Here is a 24137-nt window from a genome sequence, read left to right on the forward strand (position 1 = left end):
GGAAATATCCAAATCATATATGATGGTTTTTATATAAGACGCACTAATAAAATTAACAAAAAGCGAAAGAAGCGGAGGGGAAATTTGGAACTGTAGGAGCGGTAGCGACCGCCTTTGTCACCGGATTTCCACCGCGGACAGCGGTAATAATCAAGAAATCTGGGGACAACAGCGGCCGGAAGTCCAAATGTTCACCGCAGTGACGACTAAGCTTCAAGTTCAACTCTTGAGTGCGTCTTATATAGAACAACAATCCTATGAAAACGGGTGTGTCCTTACTATGGCAAGTGAACGGATTATGATTGTCGAAGATGAGCTGGAGATTGCCGAGCTGATCAGGGATTATTTGGAGATAGAGCGATATGAGGTGATTCTCTGTCAAGACGGTGAAGAAGCGCTCCGGGCTTTCAGAAGGTTTCAGCCGCAGCTGGTTATCCTTGATATTATGCTGCCGCTGCTTGATGGCATGGAGGTATGCCGCAGTATACGTACAGAGTCTGATATTCCCATCATTATGCTCAGCGCAAAAAAACGGGATTCCGATAAAATTCTGGGGCTCGGTCTTGGAGCGGATGATTATGTGGTGAAGCCTTTCAGTCCTGGTGAGATTGTGGCCAGGGTAAAGGCTCAGCTGAGGCGTTTCCATGGATTAGCCATACCTTCCAAGCAACAGAATTCAGTCGTATATCCCGGCTTGGAGCTTGATCTTAAAGCATATGAGGTCCGGGTACGCAATGAGATCGTTCATTTCTCCGCGAGGGAATTCGAGGTGCTGCGCTTCCTTGCCATCCATCCCAATCAGGTGTTTACCCGTGAGCAGATTTTTGAGAGTGCCTGGGGAATACACGAATACGGGGATCTCAATACGGTAACCGTGCATGTCAAAAAAATACGGGAAAAGGTCGAACTTGATCCTGCAAATCCCCGGTACATTCTTACCGTTCGAGGCATAGGCTATAAATTTCACGGGGGGACTAAATGATGAAACCGGGCCTCCGCTTCACCATGGTTGCTTCGATGTTTATCATTATCCTGCTTCCGTTGCTGCTCATATCTGTAGCTCTTGGTACCGGCAATAACAACGCACGGGCAGATGAAGCTTATAATGGAATGATTCCTGTGATCATTATGGTGTCACTCCCGCTTATCTGCTGTACGATTTGGATGACCCGAATCATTACCCGCAAAATTCTGCTGCCTCTCCGGGAGCTTACGCTTGTGGCAGAACAGATTGTGCAGGGCAACATGGATTGCCCGATCACTTACCGGGCCAATGATGAAATGGGCAGGTTCAGCGCTGTGTTCGAACTGATGAGAACCCGTCTGTTAGAATCCAAGGTGAACCAGGACGCTTATGAACAAGCACGCAATGAGCTTATAGCGAGCATCTCTCATGATCTCAGAACCCCTCTTTCATCTATCAGGGGATATGTGGAGGGTCTGCAGGACGGCGTCGCCCGGGATACGATCAAATTCGAGCGTTATTTATCGATCATCCGGGACAAGACAGACAAGCTAAACGATCTGATTGAGGATCTGTTCCGTTTCTCCGAGCTGGAGTCGGGGCAGCTGCAAATGAACTACGGGGAGATGGAATGCGCCCTTCTGCTGGAATCCATCGTGCGGCCGCTGGAATATGAATTTGCCGGGGGCAAAGCCAGATTAACAGTGGTCCGTCCCTTTCCGGCTGGAATGGTGCGGGCAGACGAGGTCCGCCTCACGCAGGTATTTAACAACCTGGTCGGCAATGCCACCAAATACGCAGGTGAAGAGGCACATATAACCATAGCCGCTTCCCATACCGGGAAGCGGCTTGAAGTCAGCGTGAGCGATAATGGCACAGAAATCGCACCTGAACATTTGCCCCGCCTCTTCGAGCGTTTCTACCGCGGGGATAAATCACGTTCCAGCCAATTGGGGGGAGCTGGCCTTGGGCTGGCCATCTGTAAATACATTATTGAAGAACATGGCGGGGACATCGGGGTTCACACCTTGCCCGGTACCGGAAATGTGTTTTACTTTTCGTTACCGCTGATTTCCTAGGCGCCGCTTTCAGGCCTATTACCGTCTTACCCGTCTGGCAAAATCCACAAACTGAAACTTATCCAGCCGGTGCCTGGATTCGGTATATTGGAACAGCACCGTATTCTCCAGATACACATAGTTTCGCACAACAACAATATGAGTGTATTTCTTCAGATCAAGCAGGCGATGATCCTCCTCCGTCGAAGGCTCCACGGATATCAGCTTCTTCGCATAACTGATCTTCAGCCCCAGCTTCACTTCCAGATATTCATAGATAGAGCCTTCCGCGATCTCTGCGCTTAAGAACGGCACAATATCCGACCGGAAAAAGTCCTTATCCAGAATGATCCGTTCTTCTTCAATCTCTCTGGCGCGGATTACCTTCCATACCGGAGTATCCAGCGGAATCTGGAGTTGTCTGGCTAACGCCGCGCCTGCCGGCTCCAGAACAGTCTCCTCCACCAGTGTCCGCGAGGGAGCGCCCAGCGTATCCGCCATTTCCTTGAATGAAATCAGTCCGGTTACGGGAAAATCCATCCGGGTCATATCCAGCACGAAGGAGCCCCGGCCTTTAATTTTATTAATATAGCCCTCGCGGAACAGCAGATTCAGCGCTTTGCGCACCGTTTCCCGCGAAGTGTTGTAAGCTTCAGCCAGCTCACTTTCGGAGGGCAGCTTGGTCCCGGGCAGCAGCTGGCCGGAATGGATCTGGTTACTGTATTCATTATAAATTTGCAAATATATATTTTCTCTCATTATAGATCACCGCCCTATATTGTATCACGCCATGCCTTTGGACGCATTGATTCAATTCTTAAGTACGGCTTCTCAGCTTTAAAGAAAAACAGCCCCGGAGGGCTGTTCTGCCTGTAATTATAAGTCTTAACCTATACTGAATGGGTTAACCCTTGAGATGGATGGTCAGAATACTGGTCTGCTTCGCCGTCGCCGGTCCCGTCTTCTCCTCAATCTTCTCCACCATCTCCTGCCCTACAGGGATGATGATTGGAGTGATCACCGGGTAGCCAGCTGCGCGGATGGCATCCATATCGAATTCCAGCAGAAGCTCGCCGGCCTTCACCTTATCCCCAATATTCTTAAGCTGGGTGAATCCGCTGCCTTTGAGCGACACGGTATTAATCCCTACGTGGATAAGCACCTGCACGCCGCTGGCATGCTCCAGAATAAGCGCATGTTTGCTCTTGATTACATGGGCGACTGTGGCATCAAACGGTGCATATACTTTCCCTTCGGAAGGTTCGATGGCAATCCCTTGACCCATCTGCCCCTCGGCAAAAGCAGGATCGGGTACCTGCGCAAGCGGTACTGCCGTGCCGCTGAGCGGTGCAGCCAGCTCCAGTATGTTCACCGGCTCCTGTGAGCCTTGAACGGACCGGCGGCTGCTGAGTTCATCTTGTCCGGCCGGGGGGCTGACCGTTGTTGTTCCCGCTGCTGTTGCGCCTGCGGCTGCAACTGAACTCTTCTCGGCACGGCTGACGACGGCACGGCCATACAGCACAGTAGCCACAAACGGCACGATCAGCACAATCGCCATACCTACGAAGAATACGCCCCACTGGTTCGGGAAGATGGACAAGAAGCCGGGAACCCCGCCTACTCCAATGGAAGAAGCGCGGACCTGGTTAATTGTGAGCAGAACCCCGCCCAGTGCAGAGCCGATCATCCCGAAGATGAACGGATAACGGTAGCGGATATTGACCCCGAAGATTGCCGGCTCGGTGACTCCGAGGAAGGCAGAAATTGAAGACGTCACTGCAAGGCCTTTGGTCTTCTGTTCCTTAATGACGAACATCATCGCCAGTGCCGCAGCCCCCTGTGCAATGTTGGAGAGAGCGAGCATCGGCCAGAGGAAGGTGCCTCCTTCACTGCCGATAAGCTGAACGTCAACCGCCAGGAAGGTATGGTGCATCCCCGTGATGACTAACAGCGCGTAGAATCCGCCATAGATTAAGCCGCCTAGAATCGCGAAATGATCGAACACATAGACCAGTCCGGAAGTGATCGCATTGGCAATGCCGAATGTAACCGGTCCGATGATTGTGAACGCCAGGAAACCTGTAATCAGCAGAGTCACTGGCGCAACCACCAGCAGTTTAATCGAGTCATGGACTCTCTTGTTCAGGAACTTCTCAATGTTGGCCAGAATATAGGCCGAGACCAGCACCGGCAATACCTGTCCCTGATAACCGATCTTCTCCAGATGCCAGCCGAACAAATTCCAGGTCGGAACCGTTCCTTCCGTAGAAGCACTGGCATAGCCGTAGGCACTTAATAAATCAGGATGGACAAGAATGAGTCCGAGCACAATCCCTAGCAGCGGACTGCCGCCGAACCGGGTCACTGCCGCCCAGCCAATCAGGGCCGGTAAGAAGGTAAAGGCCGTGCTGGCAATCGTATTGATAATCGCCGCAATGTCTTTCCACTGCGGATAGACGTCAACCAGCGACTGGCTGAAGAAGATACCCGGTCCAGTCAGAATATTATTGATCCCGAGCAGCAAACCTGCGGTTACGATGGCCGGAAGGATCGGAATAAAAATATCGGCGAGCGTCTTAATCGCCCGCTGCAGAGGATTCTGCTTACGGGCCGCTGCCGATTTCACCTCATCCTTGGAAGAACGGGCTCCGCCGGTCAGCTGAATCATCTCGTCATACACTTTATCAACGGTTCCCGGACCGATTACGATCTGGAACTGGCCCTGGCTGGAAAATTGTCCTTTGACAAGGTCGTTGGCGTCCAGCGCTGCCGAATCCACCTTGCTCTCGTCATAGAGCGAGAATCTCAGCCGGGTTACGCAATGCGTCGCGACCTCAATATTCTCCTTGCCCCCAACCGCCCGTACAATATCCTCTACATTCTTGCGGTCAATAGCCATATCATCACTCCTCACGTATTAGATGTTGTTAACCACATATAGGAGGCATAGGGACTCAGCTTAAGCTCTTGCGTTAATGCAGGAGCATCGGCTGTATTACCGATTATAGGCTTGTCCGTGCCAGCATGGCTTAAGTCTGTCCAATATTTGTCCTCGAACCGGAAGCTAATCTCCTTGCTGCTGAAGTTCGAGACCACAACAAGCGCCTCCCCTTCTCCTGTCCGCGTATAAGCGAACACTTCGGGATGTCCTTCATCCATTCTGCGGAATACGCCTCGGGTGAATACAGCATGCTCTTTGCGCAGCGCAATCAGCTTGCGGTAATGATGGAGAATGGAATCCGGCCGCTCCAGCTCTTTCTTCACATTGATGTCCGGGTACCGCTCATCGACCTTCAGCCATGGCGTACCGCTGGTAAATCCGGCATTCGGACTGTCATCCCACTGCATCGGCGTACGTGAATTGTCGCGCGAACGTTCCTGCAGAATGCTGAGGGCTGCTTCCGGGCTTTTTCCCTGTTCCTGGAGAATACGGTACATGTTCAGGGACTCAATATCGCGGAATTCTTCGATGCCCTTCCACTTCGGATTCGGCATGCCGATTTCTTCACCCTGATAGACATAAGGGGTTCCTTGAAGACCATGCAGCGTTGTAGCCAGAAGTTTGGCGCTTTCTTCACGGTAAACATCATCGTCGGTGAATCTGGAGAGGGCCCGCGGCTGATCATGATTGTTGAAGAATAAAGCGTTCCAGCCTCCGCCCTGCTGCATCCCGGTCTGCCACTCACTGAACAGCCGTTTCAATGCCTCGAAATCATAGGGCATCAGCTCCCACTTCCGGCCGCCCGGATAATCCACCTTCAGATGGTGGAAATTGAAGGTCATGGAGAACTCCCGCTCTTCAGGGTTCGAGTAGCGGATACAATGCGCAAGGGTAGTGGATGACATCTCCCCGACCGTTACCATCTCAAACGGGCCGAACACCTCTTTATACATGTCTTTGATGTATTCATGAACGCGCGGTCCGTCCGTATAGAACTTCCGTCCATCTCCCGGCGGCACACTTCCGTCATCATTAGGAAACTGCTGGTCCTTGGAGATTAGATTAATAACGTCCATCCGGAAGCCGTCCACACCCTTGCGGGCCCAGAACAGCATCATATCGTTAACCGCTCTGCGGACCTCTGCGTTCTCCCAATTCAGATCGGCCTGAGTCTTGTCGAACAACGTAAGATAATATTGTCCCGAAGCCTCATCGAACTGCCAGGCAGGCCCCCCGAACTTCGACTGCCAGTTGCTCGGCAAGCCGCCGCCCGGCGCCGGATCCTTCCAGATATAATAATCACGGTAAGGGTTGTCCTTGCTTGAAACCGACTGCTTGAACCACTCATGTTCCGTCGAGGTATGATTAACCACGATATCGGTCATCAGCTTCATGCCGCGCCGGTGCAATTCCTGTATAAGCTCGTCGAAGTCCTCCATTGTCCCGAAATCGGGGTTAATCTCCTTATAATCTGCAACATCGTAACCGTTATCATATTGGGGCGAGACATAGACCGGCTGCAGCCAGACGATATCAATCCCAAGCTCCTGCAAATAATCCAATTTCTCAGTAAGGCCTCTTATATCGCCTGTTCCATTGCCTGTCGTGTCCTTGAAGCTCTTCGGATACACCTGATACACTGTGGACCGGCGCCACCATTCTGAATACCGGGACTGGGTCAAATTAAGCACCTCCAAAAGAATTGCTGTATTTCAATCATTAAACTTGTATATACAAGATCAAACACCTCACACAGTTTAAACCTGTATATACAGGTTGTCAATAGAGTTAATCCGCCAATAGCTTGTGTAGGACAAATGTTTGCGTAGCACGGATGTAAGCGAAGTACAGCTGTTTGCGTAGTATTGGTGTTTGCGCAGTACAGATAAATGGCATTAAGACAGGCGATAATGTGTATCGGGGGGAGTGCAGCGGCAACGCCATGATTGCGGTAACTGCGATAACTGAAGCGTAGCGGTAACTGCGATAACTGAAGCGTAGCGGTAACTGCATTAATAGCGGTGTTAGTTACTGTAATAGTAGCTTTAGCCGCTAATTGACCGCATCGCGCTGGAAAGTCCCCCGTTAAGCATAAATAACAGTAATATTTGGTTAAATCAAGGGTGCGTGAGCAATCTGCAGCGGGGAATTGGACATTTATCGCAGTAATGGCCCGTTTTGATAAGTTTGTCTCTAGCCCAGTATTAATTAAGTGGAAAATGTACATTTAAATTTCAATAACCAAACTGATTATTAACAATAAGTGGATAAAGGGCATCTAATTCACTCCATTTCTCTGCGGAAGGCATATTCGGCAGAATTAGTTGTTCTTTTTCCACTTATTATCCTCTTTTTAGTATTTGATGAGATATTAAATGTTCTTTTTCCACTTATTTCGATTGACCAGCATCGGGGCGGTGCGCGGGATCGCTCGGGATGAGCTGCGGGGCGGATTAGTCGGATTGCTGGCGCGAAGAGGTACGGGGCGGATTAGTCGGATTGTTGGCGCAACGGGCTGCGGGGCGGATTGGCCGGAGCGACGAGGTACGGAGCAGATTAATCGGATTGCTGGCGCGACGAGGTACGAAGCGGATTAGTCGGATTGCTGGCGCAAGGGGGTACGAAGCATGTAAGCCGGATTGCTGGCACGACGGGCTGCGGAGCGGATTGGCCGGACTGCTGCCACAGCGGTTGCGAACGGGGTAGCGGAGCCACGCACAAAAACAGCGACCCGCCCCCGGACATAACGGGAACAGATCGCTGCTTTTAAACCTGTATATTCACTACTCCAAATATCCTTTCACCAATCCCAGCGGCAGCAGCTTCGGCTGCTCGCAGCTGGTCACCAGCTCCGCATAGCGCTTAGTGTCTGAGCTGGTGTGGAACGCATGCATGATCTCGAGCACATGATTTGCCAGCTCGCCATTGGCCCGCGGGGTGTCGCCTGTCCCGATGCAGCGGGCCATATCCGCTACGCCGATGCCGCGGCTGTTCCCGGCATAATTGTAGATCAGAGGCACCTCTTGGAATTCCGTGCTGTGCGCCGGACGCAGCAGGACCGGCCCGCCGAAGGTGTTCGGGTCGGGTACGATCAGCGTGCCGAGCGAGCCGTAGATTTCGATCCGCGGCAAAGTGCTGTGCCAGACATCGAAGCTCGTAATCATCGTGGCTACCGCACCGCTGGCGAACTCGATGATTCCGGCCACATGTGTAGGCACTTCGACATCAACCACCTTGCCGAACTTCTTCTCACTGGTGATTGTCCGTGTCGGAAATGAGGTTTTGGTGATCCCGCATACCGTCTTCGCCGGGCCGAGCAAGGACACCAGCGCCGTCAGATAATATGGCCCCATATCAAACATCGGGCCGCCGCCGGCCTGATAGTAGAACTCAGGGTCCGGATGCCAGCTCTCATGGCCATGGCAGAGCATGAAGGCCGTTGCGGCTATCGGCTCTCCGATATAGCCGTCCGCAATCAGCTTGGCGCAGGTTTGCAGGCCGCCTCCAAGGAAAGTATCCGGTGCGCAGCCGATGAACAGATTTTTATCTTTTGCCAGCTTAACAAGCTCGGTTCCATTCTCCAGTGTCAGCGACAGCGGCTTCTCCACATACACATGCTTGCCGGCCAGCAGAGCCTGCTTACACACATCGAAGTGGAAATTAGGCGTCGTCAGATTAACGACAATCTCAATCTCTTCTGAAGCCAGCAATTCCTCTGTTGTCCATACATGAGGAACTCCATATTTCTCCGCGGCCTTCCCTGCCCGCTCAAGGTCAAGATCGGCACAGGCATAGACCTCCGTATTCACAAAGGTTCCGGTCAAATTCTCGAAATAAATGCCGCTGATATTCCCGCAGCCGACAATACCTACTTTCACTTTTCGCACAATGAGTCCCTCCTTGTCCCGTTTTATTTAGCTGCCCAGATGAAGCCTTTACGCATCAGTTCCTTGGCTTCCGGAATATCGAAGATATCCGCATGATGGCCAAGTGAGTTATAGAATACCTTGCCCTGACCCCAACGTTTCGTGTAAACAACAGGCATGGTGATTACACCGTTCGCCGAATGGTCGCCTTCACTCAGCACAAAAGTAGTTGTCGCCAGTACGTCCACCGCCGGATCCACATGCAGGTAATACTGCTCGGACTTCACCTTGAAATCCGGGATGCCTTCCACAATCGGGCTGGAGCCGGATCTTACGATGTTCACTTCATAATCCACCCCGTCGTTGAAGGGATGCGCCACCCACTGTGATCCGGTCAAAAATTGCCATTCTGTATTGTTACGGAAGGAGTCGCACATCCCGCCGTGACAACCGGCAATGCCTACCCCGGAAGCCACAGCCGCAAGCACCGACGCCACCTGTTCACCTGCGATTTCACCCATTGTCCAGACGGGCACAATCAGGCTCAATTCTTTAAGCGCATCAGCGCTGTTGAAGCTGTCCAGCGTATCCGACACCTCTACCTCGAACCCTTCAGCCTCCAGGATGCCGGCAAAAATCGCTGCAACCTCATTCGGTTCATGACCATCCCATCCGCCTTTTACAATCAATGCCTTCTTCGCCATCTCAAGTTCTCCTTTTGTCCTGCAATCAATTTTGGTTATGGAATCAATAAGCACCTCTATACCCTGAGGAAATTGTAATCCATACAGGTGGCGGATGCTCGCCATTTTGCTTGTATGAATGGTCATTTTTTGCTAAGTTTATATACACATAGAGCGATAATCATCAAATCTCTGAAACCGCTTCCTGACAAGCGGACCAGCAGACTCAGAACAGGAGAGATCATGAGAGCTTTTCACGAGAACCGAACGTATGGAACAGCTTTTCCCTTCACTGCATTTATAAGCCACAATATTGAATATCTCGCCCACTGGCATAATGATCTGGAGATTGTCTATGTACTGGAGGGATCGATCCGGATGGGGATCAACTCGGAGACACGGGTGCTTAAGGCAGGTGATCTGGCCGTATGCAGCAGCGGAGATATCCACTACTATGACAGCAGGGACAACACGTCCGAGCTTATTTTGATTATTTTTAATCCGTCGCTGATCGGGTTTCCGGCAGGCTGGCCCCTGAATCTGCGGCTCACCTCCCCTTTCCGGGAGAACCGGCCGTCCACACCGGAAGAGGAGGCCATTAACCGCCGTCTGTCCGCAATCATGCAGGAGCTGCTGCAGGAACATGTTCAGAAGCTTCCGCATCACGAGCAGCTGATGACCGGCCTTTTGCACGAGCTGTGCGCATTGATTCTGCGGCATATGCCGCTTGACACCGTCAATCCCCATAAGGATAAACGGCGCATTACGAATATGAAGATCATGCAGGAGGTCCTTGAATATCTCGACGTCAATTACATGTATCCCATCACCCTTGCCGACGCCGCCCGTCACGCCAACATGAGCCTGTTCTATTTCTCCCGCTTCTTCAAAAGCATCTCGGGCATGAGCTACATTTCGTACCTCAACAGTATCCGGGTCAATCAGGCTGAGCGGCTGCTGCTGAACACAGACAAAAGCATACTCGATATCGCGCTCGAATGCGGTTTCTCCAATATCCGCACCTTCAACCGTGTATTTAAACAGGTCAAGCAGCGGACACCAAGCGAACTTCGTTGATCCTGTGTTAATGCTCTGTTTGCGCTAATCATCTCTTGCTTATTTGCCGGGAAGTCACTACAATACACTTATTATAACTCTTTTAATAATAGTATTATAATCATCCGGGAGGAAGGTTCCGATATGGCCACACCGTCTCATAACACACAGCTGGTGAAGAAAATAAATGTCGAACTGGTTAAAAATATACTCCGCACATCCGGCATAGGCACCAAAGCATCCATTGCCGGGCTGACCCGGCTAAGTGTAGCCACCTGCGGCACCATTCTCAATGAACTGGTTCAGACCGGGGAGATTCTGGAGCTTGGCTGGGAGGAATCCAGCGGTGGCAGGCCTGCGCGCAAATATCAGTTCAACGCTAATTATTCCCTCATGATCTGTATGATCGTGCGTTCAGAGGGCGGAATTCAATCCATTAGCTATGCGCTGGCGAACCTGAATGGTGAAATCCTGGAGCAAACGGATAAAGTGCATGACCAGATTACCCTAGACACCCTTACAGACTGGCTGGATCAGATTATTGAGGTTCACCCGAATGTTCAGGCGGTTGGCATCGGCATACCGGGTGTAGTTCAGCAAGACCGGATCGGGATCTGTGATGTTCCGGCGCTCGCAGATCAGCCCCTTGGTATTCTGCTGAAGGAACGCTATGAAGAGGTTGAGATTATTATTGAGAACGATATGAATCTGACGGTTTACGGCTTGTATCAGCGGCTGTTTCCGGATGAAGAGAGCCAGTTTGCCGTGCTGACCTTCCCCAAGGACCATTTCCCGGGGGCCGGCTTTATGGTGAATGGGCGTTTGCTTAACGGGAACAGCTTTTTCAGCGGAGAAGTGTCTTACCTGCCTTATGGCATTCCGAGGGAGAAGCAGCTGCAGCTGCTTCAGAACGATGGAGATCCCGGCAAGCTGGCGGTACATGCACTGGTGTCCATTATCAGCATCATTAACCCTGCTACGATCGTTATCACCGGTGATAATATATCGCCCGGGATGCTGGAGGAGCTGCGCAGCGGCTGCCGGGAGATTATTCCGCCCGAGCATATGCCTGAGCTGATCATCCAGAATGACACCCGCCAGGAATACATGGCAGGACTGATTACAACAACCATGGAGAGCCTGACCTACCGGTTCCAGCTGGTTGAACGGAAGTAAGCCACACATCATTTTTATCATCCGGGAGGCATCATTTTGAAGGCTCAAGCACGCAATTCTGCAGGCAAACGCAACACGATTTATATCATGCAGCTCGTAACCATCTTTCTGGGGTTTATTGTCTTCGGGATCTCGGAAAATATTAAAGGCCCCGCCATTCCGCGGATTCAGTTCGCTTTCAACCTGGATGAAGGGCAGCTGGGTACGCTGCTCTCGCTGAATGCGCTGGGCTATCTCATCGCCTGTTCGTTCACGGCAATTCTCGTCCGCAAATGGGGCATCAAGGCGGTCACTATCGTTTCGTTCGCCTCGATGGTCCTCTCGGGTGTGCTGATCTTCCTCTCGCATACCTATCCTTTATTCGCTTCCTCCTACTTCCTCATGTACATCGGCAACGGGATGCTGGAGATTGGCCTGGCGATTCTGGGGGCGCGGATTTTTGTGAAAAACACGGGGATGATGATGAATTTATCCCACTTCTTCTATGGACTTAGTTCAACCGTAGCGCCGCTGCTCGCCACCGGGGTAATGTCGCTGAGTGTGTTTGGACATCTGCTGGACTGGCGCGGAATGTATCTGGTGATGCTGTCGCTCTGTCTGCTGCCGATTGTGTCGGCGCTGCGCAGTACCTTTCCCGGTGATGATCTGCCGCATGAGGACCGCACTTCCTTCAAGACCCTGATGCGCGATCCTGCGCTCTGGATGATGGTGATGATCCTGTCCTTCGGCGTGGTCTCCGAGCTCGCTGTGGGCGGCTGGCTGGTTAACTTTCTGGAGAAAGCGTACGCCTGGGACACCGTCAAGGCTTCCGGCATGCTGTCGGCCTTCTTCCTGCTCTTCTCGCTGGGAAGACTATTAATCGGTCCGCTGACAGACAAGATCGGCTTCGTGCTCTCGCTGATTATTTTCTCATTGTTCTCGGCGCTCTGTACCTTTGCAGCCCTCGCTGGTGGGGAAAGCCTCGCTTTTCTGTTCGCCTTGTCCGGAGCAGGAATCGCGATCATCTACCCCACCGTTATGGCGTTTATTGCCCGCCGCTATCCTAACGGGAGTGATACGGCTATTACTTTTGTGGTGACGCTGATGGGTCTCGGCAGTGTTATCGGGAACTATATCATTGGCTGGGTAATTGAACTCGTCAAGACGGTGTATGGCCGTTCAAGCGAGCTTGGCCTGCTGCGCGGTCTGCAGGCGGGGTATGGCTTCATCGGCTTATGCGCAGCGGTCTGCTCCGTGTCGGGAATTGTGCTGTATGTGTACTTGAAGCGGCGGGAGGAACTGATCTGAGGACAGTGGGATAACACAGCAGCGGTTCTCCCCTCCGGAGAACTGCTGCTGTGCATTGTGTCAGGTGCTTATAGATATTCTTGTAGATTATTAAGGACCACCGCGTACCCATTCGCATACATATGAACGCCATCCATTGTGTATTCTTCCTTCAAATTCCCTTCCGGGTCCATCAAGCCTTCATTCACATTAATGAACGCATATCCATGCTGCGCCGCTAATTTCTCCACTTCGGCATTGGCTTCGAGTAACGCGGCATTCGTTCTTGTTCGGAAGTAGCTTTCTTTCGCAGCCTGATCCATGCCGGCAAAATCAGCTTGTGCGTTCACCGGATAATACGCCATTACATATACCTTGCATTCCGGCAGCCTTACTCCAATCTGCGTCAGAATCTCATTATAGTTCGCAAGCAATCTCGCGGGGTCATATTCGCCGTCTGCCGAGCTGATGTCATTGGTACCGATATTAATGAACAGCTTAGCAGGCTCTAACTCAAAAATACATTCTTCGAGCGAACTTAACAGCTCACTCGTTACATAGCCCGCAATTCCGCGGTTGTAAATAACCGTCTGCTTCGCCAGCGTCTGCTGTAATTCATTCACCGGAAAGTATTCCATCAGGGACGAGCCGGATAGTACGGTCTGTCCTTTTTTGGCGTATTTATTTAGAATCTTATACTTTTTTACTTTGTCTTCTTTCTCTCTTTTCATGTTATCATCCAAAATTTCGTTAATAAGGTCTTCCTGAGTCAAGGTAATCTCCTCCTTTTGGCTGTAGCAGAGCATCTGCCAGATCCGTTACTTATTATCCCCGGATTATATAGCAGACTCTATAACTATTTTTACAGAATGTATGACAAGCAGAAATGGCTGCGCGGTGCGGACAGAGCACGTTGAGGGCTTGTATCTTTCGTATACTCAGAATTAATCACACACTAGGCTCATGTGCATATAATTGAGGGTGGAATTACTTACATTATCGGAGGGTTACGCTCATGAATATGGTTTATCCGTATTGGTTCAGACCACAATTCGCTCCCATTTGGGCAACTTCAAGCCAAGACGCACTTGAATTAATAAGAACTTCAGTGCAGGGGGAGCGAAATGATGAACTTTTTTATGACCAGCTCATTCAACTTGCTCCTGGCCAGGAGCAGGCTGAAGTTATTACCTCTATTCGTAATGATGAACGGGGGCATAATCATATGTTCCGACAAATGTACAGGGAATTAACTGGACATGAAGTGACAGGCGTTAGCAACGAAGTTCCTGAACATGTTAATTCGTATATTGCCGGGTTGCAAAAAGCCTTCCAAGGTGAATTGTCCGCAGTTGAAAAGTATCGAAAGATTTGGTTCGGTCTTCCTTACGGCATTTATAAGGATACTTTGTATGGCATTATTCTCGATGAGCAAAAACATGCGGCGAAGTATAATAATCTGTTGCTACAACACTTAGCTGCAAATCAGAAGTAAGTGGGCTACACGAACAGATTCCTTTTTTGGTTTGTATTTACGAACATACACTAATGTGTGAAAATAGAGGTACAGCAATTGGAATTTTATTGGGATCTCTATAGCTGCATTAGGTGATGGAATCGCTGCGCTAGCGGCCGGATTAGCGTTAGAAGCTTTAAAACAGGATTATAAAACCAAAAAAACAGTCGTACTGCTTCTATTAAATCAACTGAGAATCAACTTGATTATTTTATTAACGAGTTAGTCAAGATCAGGAATAATGTTGGATGATAAGATTCATTAGATTAGGCTTAATCAACAATGAAGAAATGACCGGCACTTTTGCTGGTTTTTTTAATTGCGCTATATGAGTCTACCAATCACTGTCTTCGTACTGTGCAGCGGGCAGGATTGTTTAATAATGGTCCGAGGCAGCGGATATCCGAATCGAAAATCACCTCAGAGCTGTCCCCCGAATTATAGTTTTTGCGTCTTCATAAAGGTTGAGCACATGAAAGGGTGATATCGCAATGCAATTCAAGTTGTATACGGATGTGCATGAGTTTTACAAGGATACCTATGCTGTACTGATGCGTCATGAAGCACAAAATTTGATTCCTCTTGGCAATATCATCATTGGGCATGAAGGAAAAGACAAAACAGACTGGCGTGACCCTGTTAATTGGCTTATGGTAACGATTTCGGATGCTAAGGGCATACAACTTACCGCCATAATGACACCGCCACACAATATTACGCTTTATGCAACAGACAACATAATTAACCCCGAAGCTATCAACTGTCTGATCGATGGGCTGAAAGACCATGAAATTCCAGGGGTGATAACCGAAAAAACCTTGGCAGAGTATTTTGCCAAAGCATATACCTTACGCAAGGGGATTACCTTTGAAACAACCATGAGCCAGCGTATATATGAACTTACGGCAGTAAACCCAGACATTCAAAAGGCTGGTATCGTTCGATTGCTGGATGACAAGGATATTCACTTTTTCCCCTACTGGGCTGAAGCATTTTATGCAGCGGCGAGTTATGGCAAAACAGAAATGTCCATCCCGCAAGATGCAGACCCTTACCTCTACCGGATAGCATCGAAAAAACTCTATATTTTAGAGGACAACGGGGTACCTGTTGCTATGGCAGGATATACAAGGGAAATGCAGACGGCTATTGGCGTGGCATTTGTATATACCCCTCCATATATGCGCGGAAAGGGTTACGCTACTTCAATCGTGGCGCAAATTAGCCAGCTTGCATTGGATAAGGGCTTTACTAAATGCGTCTTATATACGGACTTAGCAAATCCGACATCTAATAGCATCTATCAAAAGATAGGCTATGTGCCCGTTTGTGATTCGCTCCAGTTAAAATTTGAATAATAGAATGATGGGGCGTACTGTGCATCACCTGTTTCCCCCTCCTATGGTGCAATATCCCAATAAATATGAGTGGTTGTCGCAGAAAGGTGAAAGATAATGCAAACAGTATATATATTGTCAGGGCCGGCAGGAGTCGGGAAGTCCACTACCTCGAGTTCATTGGTGAGCGCCTTAAGTAACAGTGCGTATATTTCAGGCGATGATGTAAGCCATATGCATGTTAGCGGGCGACAAAAGCCTTGGGAAAGCAATTCAGAATCGTCGCTCATTTGGAATAATATTTTGAGCCTTACCCAAAATTTCATTCAGAGTGGAATTGATGTTGTAATTGATTATGTTACTTTTCCAGCTGAGGCATTTTGGCTAAAAGATAAACTAAAGGGGTTAACCGAAAATGTCATCTATGTAGTTTTATGGACCGACCCTGAGACTTTGTTAAAAAGAGACCAGCTTAGATTGCCGGAACACCAGATGGGTGAACGCTGCCTTTCTTTGATCAAAGAATTTAAAGAATCCGTAATAAACCATAAATATTTACTAGATACAAGCCTGAAAGATGTAGATGCTATCCATTTAGTTATCGAAGAGATTATGAACAATACACAATACAGCATTGAGGATTAAGCTTACAGAACACTTTAGCTCAACAGCGCTAATTAGAGTAAGTGGCTATGACCCTACATAAGTAATTCCATTTAAAAAGACCAACAGTAGTCTAGGACTTTATTGTTCCGTCTTAGACAGCTGTTGGTTTTTATTGGCGGTGACCGCTACAGAATCCGCAGTTTACGCCTCTTCCTACTCCTGCTGCCCGCCCTGATATTCGGTTTCATCCTTGCGTATTTCCCGGCCCTCCGCCTTCGCCTGTTCGAGCAGCTCCGCCGCATCATCCTGAGGCTTGTATCCGATCAGCTCCTCCAGATAACCGATGGTATAATAGTTGTCACTATTCGCCGAGGTCCCGTACAGATTCAAATATTGCAGTCCCTCATCCGCTTGGATACAGCAGTTGACCAGCTGCAGCAAATCACGCTCCGAGATCCAGATATGCCCTGCCCGCTCCGAATGGGGACGGTCATCCCCGGGGAAGTTGCCGATCCGGATATTCAGTGAAGAAATCTTGCCCTGGTCCGAATAGAGGCGGCCGAGCAGCTCGATATAACATTTGCTTAATCCATAGAAGCTGTCCGGCCGGTAAGGGTCAGACGGTCCCGTTGTCTCATCCGACTTATAATAGCCGGTCGCATGATTGGAGCTGGCGAATATAATGCGCCGCACCCCATTCTGCACCGCCGCCTCAAACAATTTATACGCACCCGCTACATTCCCCTGAAGCACTTTACCGAGGAAATCGTCTTCATCCTTAATCCAGGCAAAGTGAAGCACCGTATCGATCCCCTTAGTAAGCTCCGCCAGCCGTGCTTCATCATTAATATCCAGTTGGGCGATCCCCTGCTCTTCGTCTGCCTGTATATCTGCGCCGATTACTTCATATCTGCTGTCTTCTTTCAGCCCTTTGAAGAGTGCGTTGCCGATCCTTCCAGCCGCTCCGGTCAGTAAAAGTTTGCGTTTCATTCATCCCATACCCCTTTCCAGCCTGCTAGTCCTAAGCATTATTAACCGCTGGAGGGGAAAAGATTACAAACGGCTTGAATTTTACAGATCAAAATAAAACAATTCTTCGAATTTCATATCCAAAGCAATACATAAAACAAGCGCCAGCTTGGCAGTAGGATTGAACTGTCCGGTTTCAATCGAACTTATCGTATTCCTTGAAACACCCACCATTTCTGCCAGCTCAGCTTGGGATATTTTTTGCTCTGCCCTTGCCTCCCGCAGCCTGTTTTTCAAAACCAGCTTATCATTCATGTTGACTCCTATCCTGCAATTAAAAAGTACTTTACGAAAAAATAGATGCTTAATACAGGTCCTGCGATAGCTTTAATTAAATCTAATTTCTTTTTAGTTATACTATAGATCCCGATACTTTCACAGCCTAAATACCCCATAAATACCGCTACTAATGCAGTATTCGTCTCTTGATGGTTATCGTATAAATTATAAACAGCCAGGATGCTAAAAATAATCAGCATACCCAGGACTCCAAATTTCCTGCCTCTATTATGAACAAATTCTCTTCCTTCGTCGTTCTTCTCTTGTCTGCTTTTTTCTAATATCAGTTCCTTTTCCATTAGAAATCCTCCTTTGATTATGACAAGTAAACTTGGCATCTTCATTATAATACGCCAAGTTTACTTGTCAATAATCAATCCGGAATTTTACAATAAAGACCAGTCAAAATAACATAAGAAAGCTAAAAATATAGCAAGAACACCGGGCTGCTCTCCCCGCCCCCTCTCCGGCTCAGCCAATCGCTCAAAATATCGCAAAACATGATGCGGAAAAACAGTTCCGCTCTTATTTTATAATGGAAGCGTAGCGCTGCAATTAATGGTAAGCGGTTTCAAGAAAAGCAGGGTCATATCTTTGCGGAGGAGGGCAAGTGAACATAACTTTTGTCAAATTGATCAGAAATTGCTTAGAAAAGGAGATTCATATGAGGAAAAAAAGCTTAAAGCTGCTCCCCCTGGTGTTGATACTTTCATTGCTGCTGTCAGGCATATCTTACGCGGATGTAACCTCTAATTACGTTAACCCGCTTATGGGCGGTGCTGATCCTACAGTGGCCAGGGCTGCTGACGGTTATTACTATTCTGCATCTTCAGGCGATAATAACATCACCTTGAAAAGGCATGAAACCATTCTCGGCGTATCTACGGCCAAAAGCAAAGTGGTCTGGAAGAAGCCCGATAACTTCGGCTATGTGTGGGGTCCATATGTCTACCGGCTGGATGGCAAGTGGTATCTGTATTTCTCTTCCGGCCCGGAGGACAGCTTCGGATATGGGCATCCAAGCTCCTACGTTCTGGAGAACGCATCACCCGACCCTTTTGAAGGAACCTGGGAGCTCAAGGGCGAATCTGCCAATGAAGACAGCAACGGCCAGGTTACGGTCAAGCAGGGACTGCTGAACACGGAAGGCTACGGTTTGGCCTGCGGTGTGGTTATGATTAAAGGGGAACCCTACTTCACCTATACCAAATACTATTATTTCACGGACCCGCAGAATCCGGAGAATACGAAATTCGATGAGAGTCCGACGATTGTCAAAATGAAGAACCCGTGGACCCTGGAGGGGCCGGAAGGCACGGTGGCCAAACCGCAATATGATTGGGAAAAGAAAAACGATAATATCAACGAAGGCGCTGCGGTAGTCGAGAGAAACGGTAAAATCTATTTTGCCTACTCGGCCAGCAGCTTCATGAATGATAACTATGCGGTTGGCGTATCCGTTGCGGATGCATCCTCGGATGTGATGAATGCGGATTCATGGGTCAAATATCCTGAGCCTGTGATGAAAAGATCGGATGAGAACAGCTCGTACGGCCCCGGCTCTCCCCTGTTCCTGAAGTCCGAAGACGACAGCGAGGATTGGATTCTGTATCACGGCATACCGACCCATGGGCAAGGCGGCGGGAACAGAGGCATAAGAGCGCAGCGGATTCACTGGGATGATAATGATTTCATCAATCTGGGCATTCCTTCCAACCCCGGCACCGTCCTGAACAGACCTTCCGGAGAAGAGAGAAGTGAAATCTATGAAGCCGAGGAGGCAAAGCTGTCGGGAGTAGCGAGAATCCCCGGAGGAACGGCTTATGCTTCGGGCGGCGTATACGAGAAGTACAATAACAGCAGCACTAATGACTATATAGAGTTTACAGTAAATACTGCTGCTGGCGGGACCTACTCGCTGGATTTCAGATACAACAATAACACGGCGGATCCGGTTACTATGAAATTAGGCGTTAATGGGGGAGCAACCCGCGATCTTTCCTTCCCTTCGAATGCCGGATTTGCGGCGAATTTCGATCTGAAATCCGTTTATAACCTTCCGCTGAACGCCGGAAGCAACACAATCCGCCTGTCCGGCAAGAGTGCTTTGGCTCTGGATGCCATGATTATCAAGCGCAGCACCTTGTATGAAGCAGAAAATGCCGTGCTGTCCGGAAATGCAAAGGTTGATGCAGATCATCCGGGTTACAGCGGAACGGGATTTGCCGGAGGGCTCTGGACTTCTAGCTCTGCCGTTTCTTTCAAGGTAAATGCCGCTGCTGCCGGCAGCTATTCGGTTAAGCTGGGCTACAGCCTGGGGTTCAATGATGACCGGACGCTGACTATGTATGTGAACGGTCAAAAGATTAAGCAGGTCGATTTCTTCAGTCTAAAAAGCTGGGACCGCTGGGCTGACCGCTATGACAATGTTTTCCTTCAAGAAGGGGAAAATACAATCACATATAAATATGACGAAGGCAACACCGGCAACGTCAATCTGGACTTTATAACCGTAACAGAAGCAACAACCTGGCATTATGGAGCTGAAGATGCCAAGCTGGCTGGCGGGAGCGATGCTGCAGTTGTTTACGCCAAAGACGGCAATCTGGGAACCGGTTATGTTTCCGGGCTGTCCAAAGCGGGTTCGTCCGTGGAGTTTGCGGTAAATGTTGAGAATGCGGCCTCTTATGATGTGAAGCTGAGATATGCCAAAGAAGCTGCAGGTTCAACCTATAGCCTGTATTTGAACGGCACGAAGATTAAGAATATTACTCTCCCTTCTACCGGCGGACTTACGGCCTGGAAGGAGCAGCTTGAGACGTTAAGCCTGAAGGCGGGTAAAAACACGATTACTTATAAGAATGAAACAGGAAACTCCGGCATTCTAAATATGGACAGTATTCATCTTAACAAGCGTACGCCGTGGAGATATCAGGCCGAAGATGCCACCCGGCAAGGAAGCCTCAAGGTTGTCAGGGATCATTTATGGTATGAAGGCAACGGGTTCGTAGGCGGATTTGAGCAGACCGGCGACGCGCTGAAGTTTGAAGTAAACGTCCCAAATACGGCTGACTATACGTCGACTTTGCGGTATTCCGGTGTACAAAGCTCGAATATTACCATGTCGATGACGGTTAACGGACAGAGAATCAAGCAAGTATCCTTAACTCCGACGGCGAATTGGGATATCTGGGCTAACAGTACGGAGTCCGTGAACCTCAAAGCCGGCAAGAATACGATTGAATTCATCCGCGAACAAGGAGATACCGGCAGATTCAATGTCGACAGTCTCACGATTGATAAGACGAGCGGCGGATTTATGAGCTCGATTGCGGGCAAGATCATTCCGGAGAAAATGGTTAAAATCCAGCCCAAGCACAGCGGAAAAGCATTGGATGTGGACAGAGTGTCCAGCGATCCATTAGCAGTGATTAACCAGTGGTCTAACGGTGACGGTAATAATCAGCTGTGGAGATTCCTGGATCTCGGTACAGGCTATTATCAGATCCAATCGGTCCAAAGCGGCCATGTGCTCGACATTCTTCCCGGTTCAGCAATCCAGCAGCTGTGTCAGAATACGAAAGCTTCCGGGACGATACCGGATACGCAGCAGTGGAAGCTGGAGAAAGACGGAGATTACTACAAGATCCTTAACAAAAGCAATAATAAAGTAATCACTGTAGAAGGAGCGTCCAAGAGTGACGGTGCAGCAGTGAGAGTAGCGGATGATCAGGCGAAGGATAACCAGCGGATGAAAATTGAAGTCCGTAACCTCAGCAATAGTGAAATCAGCGCTCTGACCGAGCTGAACGGACGTTATGATATTACCTTTGATGCGAATGGCGGAAGTCCGGGACAGACAGTCGTTCAGGCTGCATACGGCGAACAGTTAACGGCTCCGGCCGTAATGAATAAAGGTTATGTACTGGAGGGCTGGTATAACGAGACAGAGCTATGGGATTTCGCAAATCAGACCGTGCCGGGTGTAATGACGCTGACGGCGAAATGGAACCAAAAGGCGCCGGAGGTGCAGATTGTCAGTGAGGGCTTGATGCGGGCGGGTTCAACTGGAGTACTCCGCGCCGCCGGTAAAGGAGAAGGAAAACTGTCCTTCACCTGGTACCTCGACCAAGGCGAAGGCTATAGCGAACCGGTCGGTTCAGGCGATAGCTTGACGCTTACGGGGTTGACGGAAGCGATGAGCGGCTACCGGTATAAGGCCGTCGTGACAGACGAAAGCGGCTTAACCGGTGAGCAGGAATATATTCTGCAGGTGCTCCCGGCTGCGGTAGAGTGGATTACCCCTGCCTTCGCGGTAGATTTGCCTTCTGCGATGGACGCCGTTGAAGGCGAACCCTTGACGCTGCTCGTTGATGCAACAGGTGACGTGGAGTCTATCGGCTGGGAAGTGAAACGTCCGGACAGCGGGGATTGGCTGCCGCTGACGAGTGTTACTGGCGCAGTATACCGCTTCACACCGGGAATGGAAGATGACGGAACGCAGTACCGTGTAGTACTGACCGGCAAAGCCGAGGTGAATCCGGAACGTATCACCGGAACGGAGCTGGCACTCAAGGTATATCCGGCACATGAAGTACCGGTGATCCAGTCGTTCACGGCAAGTGTAAATCCGGTAAAGGAAGGGGATTCAGTTACCTTTAACGTTGTAGCCAATTCTGTGTATGGAGAGCTGAGCTACCGCTGGCTGAAGGACGGCCTTGTCCTGGACGGTGCCGCCGGCAGCAGTCTGACACTGGATAAGGCCGCTATATCTGATGCAGGGGCATACAAAGTTGAGGTGATGAACACCCGTATGATCGGGGAGTATGCTTATATGGATGCGGTCGATACAGCGACGATTGAGTTGACTGTCAACCGTCAGCAGGTAACACCAACGGACCCTCCGGCCACACCAACGGATCCGCCAGTGACACCGACAAGTCCGCCGTCATCTACAGCGAAACCTGCGGCAACACCACAGCCCACAGCAACGCCGGGTCCTTCGGCTGCAGTCATCACAACCGCTCAGCTGAGCAGCCCTGCGGTGAATGGTGTGGTTACGGTGCAGGTGGGGCAAGCGGCTGCGGTTGAGCTTCCGGTGAATGCCGGGACGCTGCTGGGAACCCATTCCCTGCGTGTACAGGGAGACGGAATAGAGCTGGTGCTGGCACCGGAGCTGCTGAAGCAGCTGGCGGAAGCCGTGCCTGCTGTCGGGAGCAGCGGCGCTAAGATTGTGCTGAAGGTGCAGCCCAAGACACTGGAAGCCTTGAAGCTGAAGACAGAAGCTGGCGTAGCGCTGAAAGGCAAGCTGATGGATTATGACCTGAGTCTGGCCGGGGCGGATGGAAGGGTTCACCGTCTTGCGGATTATCCGGTTCCGGTAAGCGTCAGCTGGCTAGCTGCCGGTCTCGATTCGAGGCTGCTTGGCCTGTATCGCGTAGACAGTGACGGCACACTCACCTATCTGGGCGGAGCAGCTGAAGCCGGCGGATTAAAGGGGCATTTTGACGGCAGCGGCACGTACGCGCTGCTGGAGTACTCCAAGCAATTCAGCGATGTTCCGGTCACGCACTGGGCCTTTGAAGCCTTGCGTGAGCTGTCTGCGAAACATCTGATCCGGGGGATCTCGGAGCAGGCTTATCAGCCGGGCCGCAATATTACCCGGGCTGAATTCGTGCAGCTGATGGCCGGTGCGCTGCAGCTGGGCGGCAATGGCGGTAGCAACAGTGGCAACGGCATCGGTAACGACGGCAGTGGCGCCAGTGGGAACGGCGCCAGCAGTGGCAACACCGCATTCACCGATGTTCCGCAAGATGCCTGGTACAGGGAAGCTCTCTCCGGCATGGTGCAGGCCGGCCTGATTACCGGACGGAGTCCGGAGTCCTTCCAGCCGAATGCAGAGATCAGCCGTGAGGAGATGACCGTCATTCTGATGCGGGCTTACAAGCTCCAGAATGGTGCAATCCCGGCTGCTAAGGGCATCACTTCTCTGAAGGATGCTGCGGACATCTCCGGCTGGGCAGCGGAGCAGGTAGCCGCTGCGGCCTCACTCGGCTTCGTGAAAGGACGGGCTGACGGCACCTTCGCTCCGAAGGCTCCTGCCACCCGTGCAGAAGCTGCGCAGATCCTGCTGAATTATTTGAAGTAGAGAAATGAGAGGCGGATATTACCGGTTCTGCTGCAAGGCATAAACAAGGCGCTCCCCAGGAACATTGTCCGGGGGAGCGCCTTTTGTTTACCCTGTAATTATTCACCTGTAGCTTATTCGGGCTGTACAGCGACCTTCCATTTGGCCCGTTTACCCTCGTTGAAGCACATTGTATTCGGTTTTTCGCATACATTTGGCCCGGTTACCTTCGC

19 protein-coding genes are annotated in these 24137 nt (G+C 50.2%); 10 read left to right on the forward strand and 9 right to left on the reverse strand.

The window, feature by feature from the left end; all coding sequences use genetic code 11:
• Positions 1-280: 280 nt before the first annotated feature.
• Entirely contained in the window at positions 281-982 is a 702-nt protein-coding gene (locus tag PBOR_RS24990; protein ID WP_042216369.1) for a response regulator transcription factor, read from the forward strand.
• Positions 979-2043: a sensor histidine kinase gene (locus tag PBOR_RS24995; protein WP_081972171.1), complete on the forward strand. Its 1065-nt coding sequence runs from the start codon at positions 979-981 to the stop codon at positions 2041-2043. The genes PBOR_RS24990 and PBOR_RS24995 overlap by 4 nt, the downstream gene beginning before the upstream one ends.
• An 18-nt stretch (positions 2044-2061) precedes the next feature.
• On the opposite strand, the gene treR is transcribed toward PBOR_RS24995, so the two are convergent.
• The 3 genes from treR to treC all read right to left on the reverse strand — a co-directional run bounded on the left by treR (position 2062) and on the right by treC (position 6645).
• Complete coding sequence (gene treR / locus PBOR_RS25000; protein WP_042216373.1) at positions 2062-2781, reverse strand: trehalose operon repressor; 720 nt, start codon at positions 2779-2781, stop codon at positions 2062-2064.
• A 145-nt stretch (positions 2782-2926) separates the two neighbouring features.
• Positions 2927-4921: a PTS system trehalose-specific EIIBC component gene (gene treP / locus PBOR_RS25005; RefSeq protein WP_042216375.1), complete on the reverse strand. Its 1995-nt coding sequence runs from the start codon at positions 4919-4921 to the stop codon at positions 2927-2929.
• Positions 4922-4932: 11 nt separating this feature from the next.
• A complete protein-coding gene (gene treC, locus PBOR_RS25010) occupies positions 4933-6645 on the reverse strand; it encodes an alpha,alpha-phosphotrehalase (protein WP_425415505.1) in 1713 nt (570 codons plus the stop codon).
• A gap of 717 nt (positions 6646-7362) precedes the next feature.
• On the opposite strand from treC, the gene PBOR_RS25015 reads away from it, so the two are divergent.
• Positions 7363-7560 (forward strand): hypothetical protein, encoded by a 198-nt coding sequence (locus PBOR_RS25015; protein ID WP_157764124.1) that lies wholly within the window; start codon positions 7363-7365, stop codon positions 7558-7560.
• A 186-nt stretch (positions 7561-7746) separates the two neighbouring features.
• Here the strand turns inward: PBOR_RS25015 and PBOR_RS25020 are convergent, their stop codons facing one another.
• Entirely contained in the window at positions 7747-8850 is a 1104-nt protein-coding gene (locus tag PBOR_RS25020; RefSeq protein WP_174479832.1) for a Gfo/Idh/MocA family protein, read from the reverse strand.
• 23 nt (positions 8851-8873) lie between these two features.
• Positions 8874-9533 carry a ThuA domain-containing protein gene (locus PBOR_RS25025; RefSeq protein ID WP_042216383.1) on the reverse strand — a complete coding sequence of 220 codons (660 nt, stop codon included), beginning with the start codon at positions 9531-9533 and terminating at the stop codon, positions 8874-8876.
• 222 nt (positions 9534-9755) lie between these two features.
• Between PBOR_RS25025 and PBOR_RS25030 the strand changes: the two genes are divergently transcribed.
• The 3 genes from PBOR_RS25030 to PBOR_RS25040 all read left to right on the forward strand — a co-directional run bounded on the left by PBOR_RS25030 (position 9756) and on the right by PBOR_RS25040 (position 13031).
• Positions 9756-10589 carry a helix-turn-helix transcriptional regulator gene (locus PBOR_RS25030; protein ID WP_042216384.1) on the forward strand — a complete coding sequence of 278 codons (834 nt, stop codon included), beginning with the start codon at positions 9756-9758 and terminating at the stop codon, positions 10587-10589.
• A gap of 123 nt (positions 10590-10712) precedes the next feature.
• Complete coding sequence (locus tag PBOR_RS25035) at positions 10713-11744, forward strand: ROK family protein (protein ID WP_042216386.1); 1032 nt, start codon at positions 10713-10715, stop codon at positions 11742-11744.
• Positions 11745-11831: 87 nt separating this feature from the next.
• Positions 11832-13031: an MFS transporter gene (locus PBOR_RS25040; RefSeq protein WP_042219900.1), complete on the forward strand. Its 1200-nt coding sequence runs from the start codon at positions 11832-11834 to the stop codon at positions 13029-13031.
• Between the two features lie 68 nt (positions 13032-13099).
• Here the strand turns inward: PBOR_RS25040 and PBOR_RS25045 are convergent, their stop codons facing one another.
• Positions 13100-13741, reverse strand: a complete 642-nt coding sequence (locus PBOR_RS25045; protein ID WP_218918857.1) for a GDSL-type esterase/lipase family protein — start codon at positions 13739-13741, stop codon at positions 13100-13102.
• A 284-nt stretch (positions 13742-14025) separates the two neighbouring features.
• On the opposite strand from PBOR_RS25045, the gene PBOR_RS25050 reads away from it, so the two are divergent.
• From PBOR_RS25050 to PBOR_RS25060, 3 genes are all read left to right on the forward strand, one after another.
• A complete protein-coding gene (locus PBOR_RS25050) occupies positions 14026-14505 on the forward strand; it encodes a ferritin-like domain-containing protein (protein ID WP_042216390.1) in 480 nt (159 codons plus the stop codon).
• 512 nt (positions 14506-15017) lie between these two features.
• Entirely contained in the window at positions 15018-15884 is an 867-nt protein-coding gene (locus PBOR_RS25055; RefSeq protein WP_042216392.1) for a GNAT family N-acetyltransferase, read from the forward strand.
• A 96-nt stretch (positions 15885-15980) separates the two neighbouring features.
• Positions 15981-16508, forward strand: a complete 528-nt coding sequence (locus PBOR_RS25060; RefSeq protein ID WP_042216394.1) for an AAA family ATPase — start codon at positions 15981-15983, stop codon at positions 16506-16508.
• Positions 16509-16682: 174 nt separating this feature from the next.
• Here PBOR_RS25060 and PBOR_RS25065 read toward each other — a convergent pair whose 3' ends face one another.
• The 3 genes from PBOR_RS25065 to PBOR_RS25075 form a co-directional block, all read right to left on the reverse strand.
• On the reverse strand, positions 16683-17459 hold the full coding sequence (locus PBOR_RS25065; protein WP_042216396.1) for an NAD-dependent epimerase/dehydratase family protein: 777 nt from the start codon (positions 17457-17459) through the stop codon (positions 16683-16685).
• A gap of 81 nt (positions 17460-17540) precedes the next feature.
• Positions 17541-17753 carry a helix-turn-helix transcriptional regulator gene (locus PBOR_RS25070; protein ID WP_042216398.1) on the reverse strand — a complete coding sequence of 71 codons (213 nt, stop codon included), beginning with the start codon at positions 17751-17753 and terminating at the stop codon, positions 17541-17543.
• Positions 17754-17761: 8 nt separating this feature from the next.
• Complete coding sequence (locus PBOR_RS25075) at positions 17762-18076, reverse strand: DUF6442 family protein (RefSeq protein WP_039302483.1); 315 nt, start codon at positions 18074-18076, stop codon at positions 17762-17764.
• 365 nt (positions 18077-18441) lie between these two features.
• On the opposite strand from PBOR_RS25075, the gene PBOR_RS36425 reads away from it, so the two are divergent.
• Entirely contained in the window at positions 18442-23925 is a 5484-nt protein-coding gene (locus PBOR_RS36425) for a CBM35 domain-containing protein (protein WP_081972173.1), read from the forward strand.
• Positions 23926-24137 lie beyond the last annotated feature (212 nt).

This window comes from Paenibacillus borealis, from assembly GCF_000758665.1.
GTDB lineage: Bacteria > Bacillota > Bacilli > Paenibacillales > Paenibacillaceae > Paenibacillus_AQ > Paenibacillus_AQ borealis.

Excerpts from the sequence above, each read along its gene's own strand:
- PBOR_RS24990 (WP_042216369.1), top strand. The coding sequence starts at position 281 with ATGGCAAGTGAACGGATTATGATTGTCGAAGATGAGCTGGAGATTGCC.
- PBOR_RS24995 (WP_081972171.1), top strand. The coding sequence starts at position 979 with ATGATGAAACCGGGCCTCCGCTTCACCATGGTTGCTTCGATGTTTATC.
- treR (WP_042216373.1), bottom strand. The coding sequence starts at position 2,781 with ATGAGAGAAAATATATATTTGCAAATTTATAATGAATACAGTAACCAG.
- treP (WP_042216375.1), bottom strand. The coding sequence starts at position 4,921 with ATGGCTATTGACCGCAAGAATGTAGAGGATATTGTACGGGCGGTTGGG.
- PBOR_RS25025 (WP_042216383.1), bottom strand. The coding sequence starts at position 9,533 with ATGGCGAAGAAGGCATTGATTGTAAAAGGCGGATGGGATGGTCATGAA.
- PBOR_RS25030 (WP_042216384.1), top strand. The coding sequence starts at position 9,756 with ATGAGAGCTTTTCACGAGAACCGAACGTATGGAACAGCTTTTCCCTTC.
- PBOR_RS25035 (WP_042216386.1), top strand. The coding sequence starts at position 10,713 with ATGGCCACACCGTCTCATAACACACAGCTGGTGAAGAAAATAAATGTC.
- PBOR_RS25040 (WP_042219900.1), top strand. The coding sequence starts at position 11,832 with ATGCAGCTCGTAACCATCTTTCTGGGGTTTATTGTCTTCGGGATCTCG.
- PBOR_RS25045 (WP_218918857.1), bottom strand. The coding sequence starts at position 13,741 with ATGAAAAGAGAGAAAGAAGACAAAGTAAAAAAGTATAAGATTCTAAAT.
- PBOR_RS25050 (WP_042216390.1), top strand. The coding sequence starts at position 14,026 with ATGAATATGGTTTATCCGTATTGGTTCAGACCACAATTCGCTCCCATT.
- PBOR_RS25055 (WP_042216392.1), top strand. The coding sequence starts at position 15,018 with ATGCAATTCAAGTTGTATACGGATGTGCATGAGTTTTACAAGGATACC.
- PBOR_RS25060 (WP_042216394.1), top strand. The coding sequence starts at position 15,981 with ATGCAAACAGTATATATATTGTCAGGGCCGGCAGGAGTCGGGAAGTCC.
- PBOR_RS25065 (WP_042216396.1), bottom strand. The coding sequence starts at position 17,459 with ATGAAACGCAAACTTTTACTGACCGGAGCGGCTGGAAGGATCGGCAAC.
- PBOR_RS25070 (WP_042216398.1), bottom strand. The coding sequence starts at position 17,753 with ATGAATGATAAGCTGGTTTTGAAAAACAGGCTGCGGGAGGCAAGGGCA.
- PBOR_RS25075 (WP_039302483.1), bottom strand. The coding sequence starts at position 18,076 with ATGGAAAAGGAACTGATATTAGAAAAAAGCAGACAAGAGAAGAACGAC.
- PBOR_RS36425 (WP_081972173.1), top strand. The coding sequence starts at position 18,442 with ATGAGGAAAAAAAGCTTAAAGCTGCTCCCCCTGGTGTTGATACTTTCA.